Below are 8272 nucleotides of genomic sequence, written 5' to 3'. Positions count from 1 at the left end.
TTCGTCGAGGCGCGTCAGGTAGGCGGCCGCGTTGGCCCGGTAGGTGGCCTCGCCGCTCGGGTCGACGGAGATGAGTGTGTCGCGGATGACGCGCACGTAGGCCTGGGCGTTGTGGACGTCGTGCCATAGGTGTGGGTCGATGTCGCCGTGGACGTGTTTGCCGAGGACGGCTTGGGGCAGCATGTACACGCTGGCGCCTGGCTCGCCGATGAAGCGGAACGAGGCCTCCCCGGGGATGGTCGTGAGGGCGCGGGTGGGCACTTCGATGACGACGTGGTCGAGGTCGGTGCATTCCATGGTGGAGGCGACGGCCGCGCCCGTGGTTCCTGCTCCCACGCAGGGGGCCGAGGCCTCGTCCCCGCCGAGTGCTCCGGCGTCGGAGGCAAGTTCGACGCGCTTGGTGGTGAGGTTGACGGTGATGTCGGCGTGGCCGGCGGACAGGACGCGGCGGCCCTCGGCGGCGGCGATGTCCTCGGGAGGGGTGCCGACGGCGAACACGGCGGTGCCTTCCCCGACGCCCACCGGCGTGGCGCCGGGGGTGGTGCGCAGGTTGGCGCGGAAGTGGACGCGGTACACGCCGGGGGCGGTGAACGCCCAGCTCATGTGCTGGTGGGCGTCGGCGGGCAGCTGCGCGGTGTCGGTGTCGTATCCGGTCGCGGCGTTGAAGCCGTCGGAGGAGGCGAAGGCGATCTCGGGCTGCCCGAAGGACGTGGTGAGGTAGGCGGCGGCCTCGCCGGGCCCGTCGACACCGGTGGTCGTCAGGTCGATCTGCGAGGCTCGGGTGGCCCCCATGTCGGCGCCGTCGCCCCACACGCGCATGCCGAGCCACGGGGTGTCGAGGGCGCGGTCTTCGACGAGGGGAAGGATGGTCGCGCCGTTCTTGGCGGCCTCTTCGGCGACGGAGACGGAGCGCGAGCCGGCGGGCAGGTTGGAGTCGAGGGCGCGGATGAGGGCGTGCTCCTCGAGCATGAGGTAGTTGGAGAAGGCGACATCCGCGTAGGCCACGTCGCGCACGGTGCGCAGGGAGGGCTCCCACGAGTGCGGGTCCGCCCCGCCGGGCACCATCTGCGTGACGTGGGCGCGGTCTCCAGCAACGTTGCGCACGAGGTCGGCGAGGATGCCGGTCGTGGCGACGACGCGCAGTTCACCGTCGGATGCTGGGTCGGGCGCGGGCGCGCACCCCGCCAGGGTCACCGTGAGCGCTAACGTCGAGGCGGCGAGCGCACGCCCACTCCCCCGCCACCCACGAGACGGGAGGCGGGGGATGAAGGGGAGTCGGCCTCGTGAATGAGGGGTCACGACTGCGCGCGCAGGTTGCGGCGGCGTCCGATCGCGCCCACCCACACGCAGGCCGCGCCCGTGAGCGCCCACGTGAGTGAGACGACGGTCAGGGGGATGGTGTCGGCGCCGGTGGTGGCCAGGGAGAGGTCGCAGTCCTTGCCGGACGCGGTGCGGCCGACGACCTGGGAGACCATGGGTCGCCCGCTCGGTCCGGTCGCGCCGGTGGCGGTGAGGTCGCCGCCGGACCCGAAGCCGCTGCCCGCGAGCGCCGCGCCGTTGGGGGTGACGCGCATGGTGATGGTGAGCGTGTAGGTGCCGGGCGCGGTGAACACCCAGTTCTGGTGGGCGTGCGTGTTGGCGCCGAGCGTGTAGCCGGTGCCGGGCCCGTCGAAGACGTGCTCGCCGACGCCGGAGCCGAGCGCGCCCGCGTTGAAGACGGCGACGCGTCCGGGGCCCTCGACGGCGTCGAGGGTGAACTGGACGGGGCCGGTGGTGCCGGTGACGATCTCTTCGCGCTGGGAGTTCAGGCCGAGCCACGGCACGCCCGCGATCTGGGTGGAGGGGATCAGCCAGACGCTGGAGCCGGGGGTGGCGACGAAGCCGAGGTCCGCGGGCGCGGTGATGCGCGCGGCGTCACCGAGGGCGAAGGTCAGGGACGAGGGGTCGACCCACTGGGCGGGCTGGCTGCGGTCGTCCTTGACGCGGGCGACGAGGGTGCCGTTGTCGATGGCGGGGCCCAGGTCGAAGTGGCCGTCGGTCGCGTTGCCGGAGGCGCCCTCACCGACGCTGACGGTCAGCGTAGTGCGCGCGGTGTTCGCGGGTGCTTGGGACGAGGCCAGGGTGGCGGCCTCGGCTTCGGTGGCCTCGCGGGTGATGCGGGTGGCGACGCAGCGCTCGCCGGTGGTGGTGCCTGTGGTGGTGCGCTCGCCCGAGGCGGGGGCGGGGTTCGCGCCGGTCGTCGTGCCGGTCGTCGTGCCGGTCGTTCCGGTGGTTCCGGTCGCGCCGGGGGCGGGGGCGCTGGGCGTTCCGGTGCCGTTGTTGTCCGCCTGGTCCTGCGCGGCCTGATTGTTCGTCGAGTCCACGGAGCCGGGGCCCACGCCGGGGGCGGGCTGCGCCTGGTCGGTGGAGGGGGCCGCTGCGGACTCGGCGAGGCACGAGGCCTCGTCGGCGACGTCGATCGTGTAGGTGCGGGCGGCGGACTGGGCGTTGGCGGCGCCGGCGTTCCCGGGAGTCCAGGCGCTGGCCTGGACGGTCAGCGTGTAGCGGCCGGCGCGCGTGAACAGCCAGTTGACGTGCTTGTGGGCGGCGTAGGGCTGGTCGATGTCGTCGCCGCCCGGCGCCAGGTCGAAGCTGCCGTCGGCGGTGACCGCCTTGGTGCCCTCGGTGAAGCTGGAGGTGAAGGCGTAGATGCGCCCATCGGCCGGGCCCGTGTAGGTCACGTGGAAGCGCGCGGCGTCGTATCCGCCCGCCGCGATGCCGAGGGTGTCCCATCCGGGCCACAGGACGCTCGCCTGGTTGTCGCCGGTCTGGCCGAGCAGGTAGGCGGCGGCGGGCGCGCCGGTCGCCTGGCTGACGGCGGCTGGGATCTGGGTGAGAGTGGACTTGTTGACGGCGAGGAGGGTCTGCTCGGGCTCGCGCATGACGCCGGAGCCGGTGGCGTCCTCCTTGATGCGCAGGGTCAGCGCGCCGGACGCGTCGGAGGTCAGGTCGAAGATGTCGGCGTGGCCGCGGTCCAGGGTCGCGGTGGTGCCGGCGGGGGCGGTGCGCATGAGCGCGCAGGCGGAAGCGTCCGCCTCGGACGAGGTCGTGGCCGCGTCGGCGGTGCCTGTTGTTTCTGCGCGTGTTGTGTCGCTACCTGAGGTCGCGGCGTCTGCTGTGGCGTCGGCGGCGTCGGAGGTCGAGGCCTCGGCGGTCATGTTGGCGGCCTCGGTTCCTGCGGTGGCCTCGTCGGCGTGTGCCGCTCCGGGCACGAGGAAGGAGGTGGCCGCGAGGGCCATTGCGGCGAAAGCCCGGGCAGCTGAGCGGCCCGGGTTCCGGTATGTCGTGGGGTTCATGGAGGGGGTCCTCTAGGTGCTTCGCACATGGATATGAATGAGAATCGTTATCATTCTAATAGCGTGGCGCACACCGCGCAACGTTCCGCGACCCGCAGGCAATAGCTCCAACGAAGCCAAGAAACCCCGGGGAATACCTGCCCCCCACTCCAATTTCGCACGTAATTCCCCCTCCACTCTTTCAAACTTTGAAGTCACATCGTTGAAATTCCGCGGTTTTCGCGACATTGCGAATTTGTCTGACTACCGAATTACGTGCGAAATTAATGATGAACGGCTGAAGGGATCGATCCCAGAGCTTCGCCGGGTACCACGCAGATTCCAATGCCAACGCTTCTGCTTCCCCAATGCCCACCGCCGAGCAACCCCAACTCATGCAGGCCGACACGCACACCCGATAGACGAACACGCACGAACCATCATCAGATTTACTGAAATTTCGCGATCTATAGACGAACAAAGCCGACACAACGGGCGAATTGTGACGGCCTGCGCACACATGTGATAACCGCGTGCAGGCCACTTTGCTTTGCAATTGCTCGGTTTTCGATGCGAGCTATCTAACTGTCCGAACGGTTGATTAAGTGTTTTTGCAGGGATAAGCTATAACTATTAAGCGCCTGACACAGCTGCCAAGCTCGTCCGGCGCTTTTCTTGTTTGACACGCAGGGTCGCGCCGACGCCACCCGCGTTGGCACGCTCCTCGCGCGAGACCCGCCGGGCGATCCCCTACCTCGCCAAGCAGGAACACACGAATACACGATCCCACGAGGAGTCCGCTATGTTCTCCACCATCGACGTCATGGTTGCCCAGGCCCACATCGACCAGCTCAACGAACTCGCCGACGCGAAGCGTTCGCGCAAGGCCGACCGCCACTGATCGAATTCCGGCGCCGCCGGAGTTCCACGCAAGTCCGCAGACCCGCATGGGCTGCGGACTTTTTGCATGCCGTCGCGGCCTGGCCGCGGTGCCGGTGGTCGCGACAGTTACATGGGTGGAAAATGCCTAGTCTTTTGGGTGGAAAATGTATACCAAGATTGGTGGAAAATGTATAATGCTCTACATATTCGCTGATCATAGGAGGTTCAGATGCAGGCTGTACGTCCGGAGAACTACCGCCCTCGAGCAATCGACCGGCGTATCGACCAACTGCTGCGATCCTTCGGCGCTGTTGAAATAGCCGGGCCCAAATGGTGCGGAAAGACCTGGACCTCACTTGCGCATGCTGGCAGTGCTGACTTGCTCACTGACCCATCAACGCTTCTAGCCGCCCAGTCCTCCCCCGATCTCGTACTCTCTGGCGAGCGCCCACACCTCATTGACGGGTGGCAGGAGGTGCCTCAGATCTGGGATATGGTTCGTTCTCGTATCGATTCGTCCGCTGGTGAACGAGGACAGTTCATCCTCACAGGGTCCTCCGCACCACACGATATTGAGACACTCAGGCACAGCGGCGCAGGGCGTATTGCTCGCGTTCACATGCGGCCAATGACCTCATACGAGGCCGGAGCGACTCCAGGAGGCGTAAGCCTCCGCGGTCTTTTTGACGGCAAGGGGATCACTTCGCAACGATGCGAAAGCTCTATCGAAAGCGTTGCGCGTTGGTGTTGCCGAGGAGGATGGCCGTCGATTCTTGATCTCGATGACGAAGATGCGTTGGAAACTCCGGCACAGTACCTGCGCAACCTCATTGAGGTAAACATGCCTCAGCTGCGCCGATCTCCAGACACAACACGGTCGCTCTTACGCGCTCTCAGCATGAATCTTGCGCAAGCTCCGACAATGAGCACACTGTCAAAGGATATGGGCAGCGAAGGTGAAGAGAAATCGCGTCACACGATTAGGGCCTACCTCGACGACCTCCGCACGATGTACCTACTCGAAGATGTGCCCGGATGGGAACCCGCAGCTCGCGGAAAGAAACGTGTTCGCATCAAGCCCAAGCGCTACTTCGTCGATCCCTCCCTACCTGCAGCCATGCTCGGCCTATCCCCCAGCAAGTTGCTACGCGATACTCAGACTCTCGGCGGATTGTTTGAGACTCTCGTCTGCCGTGATCTCCTCACGTTCACCGACACGCTTCCTGGTGTCGGAAACTCCATCGCCTACTACCGTGATGACAAAGGTCTCGAGGTCGACTTCATCATCGAACTCGCTGACGGGCGCTGGGGTGCGTTCGAGGTCAAACTATCATCGATGGGAATTACTGATCGTGCCGTGGAACGCCTTCACAGGTTTCACGCACTCATGACCGGTAACCCTATGGCCAGGACCTCCGAACCTTCTTTCCTTGGTTTCATCGTGGGCCACGGGGAGTTCGCCTACCAGTGCGACGACGGTCTGCTCGTCCTTCCCTATGCATGTATCGAGCCCTAATGTTTCACGTGAAACATCTGCCCAACCACCGGCCTCGCTACCCCGTGAGCCGCGGAAAGTGGCACACTTGACCTATACGTTGAACGTGACTTCATGCAAAGGATGGCATGCCTTGACTCAGCCTTCGACCAACGGCGCGACCCCGGCCTCGTCCGGGCTCACGCCCGCGCAAGGAAACCGCCTCGACCCCTGGTTCGACGCCTACGCGGAACGCGCACACAATCTGCGCGAATCGGAAATCCGCGCGCTCTTCTCCGTGGTCTCGCGCCCCGAGGTCGTCTCCCTCGCCGGCGGCATGCCGAACCTCAAGGACCTACCCCTCGACAAGCTCGCCGCGTCCGCGGAGAAACTCGTGCGCAACCACGGCGCGCAGGCCATGCAGTACGGCAGCGGCCAGGGCTGGGAGGTGCTGCGCGAGCGGATCACCGAGGTCATGACATACGACGGCATCATCGGCGCCGACCCCGACGACGTGGTCGTCACGACGGGCAGCCAGCAGGCCCTCGACCTCGTCACCGAGCTCTTCGTGAACCCGGGCGACGTGATCCTCGCCGAGGCCCCCTCCTACGTGGGCGCCCTGGGCGTGTTCCGCGCGCGCCAGGCGGACGTCGTGCACGTCCCCATGGACGAGCACGGCATCATTCCCGAGGCCCTGGTCGAGACGATCCGCGACGTGCGCGCCTCGGGCCGCACCATCAAGTTCATCTACATCATCCCGAACTACCACAACCCTGCGGGCGTGACGCTCTCCGCGGAGCGCCGACCCATCATCGCGGAGATCTGCCTGCGCGAGCACGTCCTGATCGTCGAGGACAACCCCTACGGCCTGCTCGGCTTCCATAACGACCCCCTGCCGGCCATCGCCTCGTACAGCCCTGAGGGCGTCGTCTACCTGGGTTCCTTCTCGAAGATGTTTGCGCCCGGCTTCCGTATCGGTTGGGCGTACGCGCCGCACGCGATCCGCGCGAAGCTGGTGCTGGCGCTCGAGTCCGCGATCTTGTGCCCGTCGATGGTGGGCCAGATGGCGATCGCCGACTACCTGGGCAGCTACGACTGGTACGGGCAGGTGAAGTCCTTCCGTTCAATGTACGCGGAGCGTGCTCGCGCGATGCTGACGGCGCTCGAGGAGTACATGCCGTCGTGCTCGTGGACGGTGCCGGACGGTGGATTCTACACGTGGGTGACGCTCCCCGAGGGCCTCAACGCGAAGTCGATGCTGCCGCGCGCGGTGCGCGCCCAGGTCGCCTACGTGTCGGGGACGGCGTTCTTCTACGACGGCCAGGGGTCGAATCACATGCGCCTGTCCTTCTGCTACCCGACCCCCGAGGACATTCGCGAGGGCGTGCGTCGCCTGTCGACGGTCGTGAACGCTGAGAAGGAAATGGTCGACATGTTCGGCACCGCTTCGATCGACGAGGCCGGGGCTGAGTCCGCCCGTTAAGGTTCCCTAGGAGTAACACATTATGGCTACGAAAGTTCTCATTATCTCTGGCGGCCTGACGCACGAGCGTGACGTGTCGGTTCGTTCGGGTCGTCGTGTCGCGAACATCCTGACGCAGGCGGGCTACGACGTCGTGATTTCGGATGTGGATGCGTCCCTGGCGGGCGCGATCGAGTCCTTCTCCCCGGACGTCGTGTGGCCCCTCGTGCACGGTTCGATTGGCGAGGATGGGTCGTTGCAGTCGTTCCTGGAGTCCGTGGGCGTGCCTTTCGTGGGGTCGTCGGCGGTGCAGGCGATGCTCGCGTCGAACAAGCCGACGGCGAAGGCGCTGCTGGGTTCCGCGGGGTTGGCGACGCCGGGCTGGGTGACGCTGCCGCAGGCGATTTTCCGCCAGTTGGGCGCGTCGAATGTGCTGTCGGCGTTGGAGGGTTCCGTGTCGTTCCCGGTTGTCATTAAGCCGACGGATGGGGGTTCGGCGTTGGGTATTTCGACGGCGCATAACGCGAAGGAGCTGCGTCGCTCGATGGTTGATGCGTTCGCGTATGGGCAGCGTCTGATGGTCGAGCAGCGCATTGAGGGTCGTGACGTGGCCGTGTCGGTCGTGGATTTGGAGGGTGGGCCTGTGGCGCTGCCTCCGGTTGAGGTTGCGACGGACGATGGTCGTTACGATTACGATGCGCGTTACACGACGGACGAGGCCGTGTATTTTGTGCCTGCTCGTCTCTCTTCGGAGACGCTGGCGGATCTGCAGGCGGCGGCCGTCGAGGCACACACGACTCTTGGCCTGCGTGATCTGTCGCGCATGGATTTCGTGGTTGACGACGAGGGTACGTGCTGGTTCATTGATGCGAACGTGGCTCCCGGCATGACGGACACGTCGCTGCTGCCCCAGGCCGCGGATGCGCTGGAGGATTCGTCGTTTGCGCGGCTGTGCGCGGACATCGTTGATTTTGTGGCTGGTGGCCGCGTGGTCGGCGGGTGCGATGCTGGTGGCGTGACTGGCGTTGGTGGCGCCGCCGATATCCCCGCGGACGCGCCTGTCGAAGGCGACTAGGGGCCATTTGCGGACTATCGGTCACGAACGTGGTGCTTAAGTTCCGGGTTTAGGTTGGGATTGCG

Annotated in this window: 6 protein-coding genes; 4 read left to right on the top strand and 2 right to left on the bottom strand. The window is 65.9% G+C overall.

The features are described from left to right. Both RYL44_RS09450 and RYL44_RS09445 read right to left on the bottom strand, forming a co-directional pair. Positions 1 to 1266 (bottom strand): anchored repeat ABC transporter, substrate-binding protein (locus RYL44_RS09450; RefSeq protein ID WP_314975815.1); only part of this gene is annotated, 1266 nt, incomplete at its 3' end. A gap of 29 nt (positions 1267 to 1295) precedes the next feature. Continuing rightward, on the bottom strand, positions 1296 to 3335 hold the full coding sequence (locus tag RYL44_RS09445; RefSeq protein WP_314975813.1) for a TIGR03773 family transporter-associated surface protein: 2040 nt from the start codon (positions 3333 to 3335) through the stop codon (positions 1296 to 1298). 691 nt (positions 3336 to 4026) lie between these two features. Here RYL44_RS09445 and RYL44_RS09440 point away from each other — a divergent pair. The 4 genes from RYL44_RS09440 (at position 4027) to RYL44_RS09420 (ending at position 8207) form a co-directional block, all read left to right on the top strand. Next, complete coding sequence (locus RYL44_RS09440; RefSeq protein ID WP_314975812.1) at positions 4027 to 4215, top strand: hypothetical protein; 189 nt, start codon at positions 4027 to 4029, stop codon at positions 4213 to 4215. A gap of 210 nt (positions 4216 to 4425) precedes the next feature. Then, on the top strand, positions 4426 to 5712 hold the full coding sequence (locus tag RYL44_RS10245) for an ATP-binding protein (RefSeq protein ID WP_390883823.1): 1287 nt from the start codon (positions 4426 to 4428) through the stop codon (positions 5710 to 5712). A 112-nt stretch (positions 5713 to 5824) separates the two neighbouring features. After that, positions 5825 to 7153: an aminotransferase-like domain-containing protein gene (locus tag RYL44_RS09425; RefSeq protein WP_314805613.1), complete on the top strand. Its 1329-nt coding sequence runs from the start codon at positions 5825 to 5827 to the stop codon at positions 7151 to 7153. Between the two features lie 22 nt (positions 7154 to 7175). Continuing rightward, positions 7176 to 8207 carry a D-alanine--D-alanine ligase family protein gene (locus tag RYL44_RS09420; RefSeq protein WP_314805611.1) on the top strand — a complete coding sequence of 344 codons (1032 nt, stop codon included), beginning with the start codon at positions 7176 to 7178 and terminating at the stop codon, positions 8205 to 8207. Positions 8208 to 8272 lie beyond the last annotated feature (65 nt).

Origin of the sequence: Actinomyces bouchesdurhonensis (assembly GCF_963540955.1) — a bacterium.
Lineage (GTDB): Bacteria > Actinomycetota > Actinomycetes > Actinomycetales > Actinomycetaceae > Pauljensenia > Pauljensenia bouchesdurhonensis.
Note: the sequence above shows the minus strand (reverse complement) of the source record. Positions and strands in the feature narration are given on the sequence as shown.

What these genes read in the sequence shown, in the direction of transcription:
- RYL44_RS09445 (WP_314975813.1), bottom strand. Translation starts at nt 3,335, where the DNA reads ATGAACCCCACGACATACCGGAACCCGGGCCGCTCAGCTGCCCGGGCT.
- RYL44_RS09420 (WP_314805611.1), top strand. Translation starts at nt 7,176, where the DNA reads ATGGCTACGAAAGTTCTCATTATCTCTGGCGGCCTGACGCACGAGCGT.
- RYL44_RS10245 (WP_390883823.1), top strand. Translation starts at nt 4,426, where the DNA reads ATGCAGGCTGTACGTCCGGAGAACTACCGCCCTCGAGCAATCGACCGG.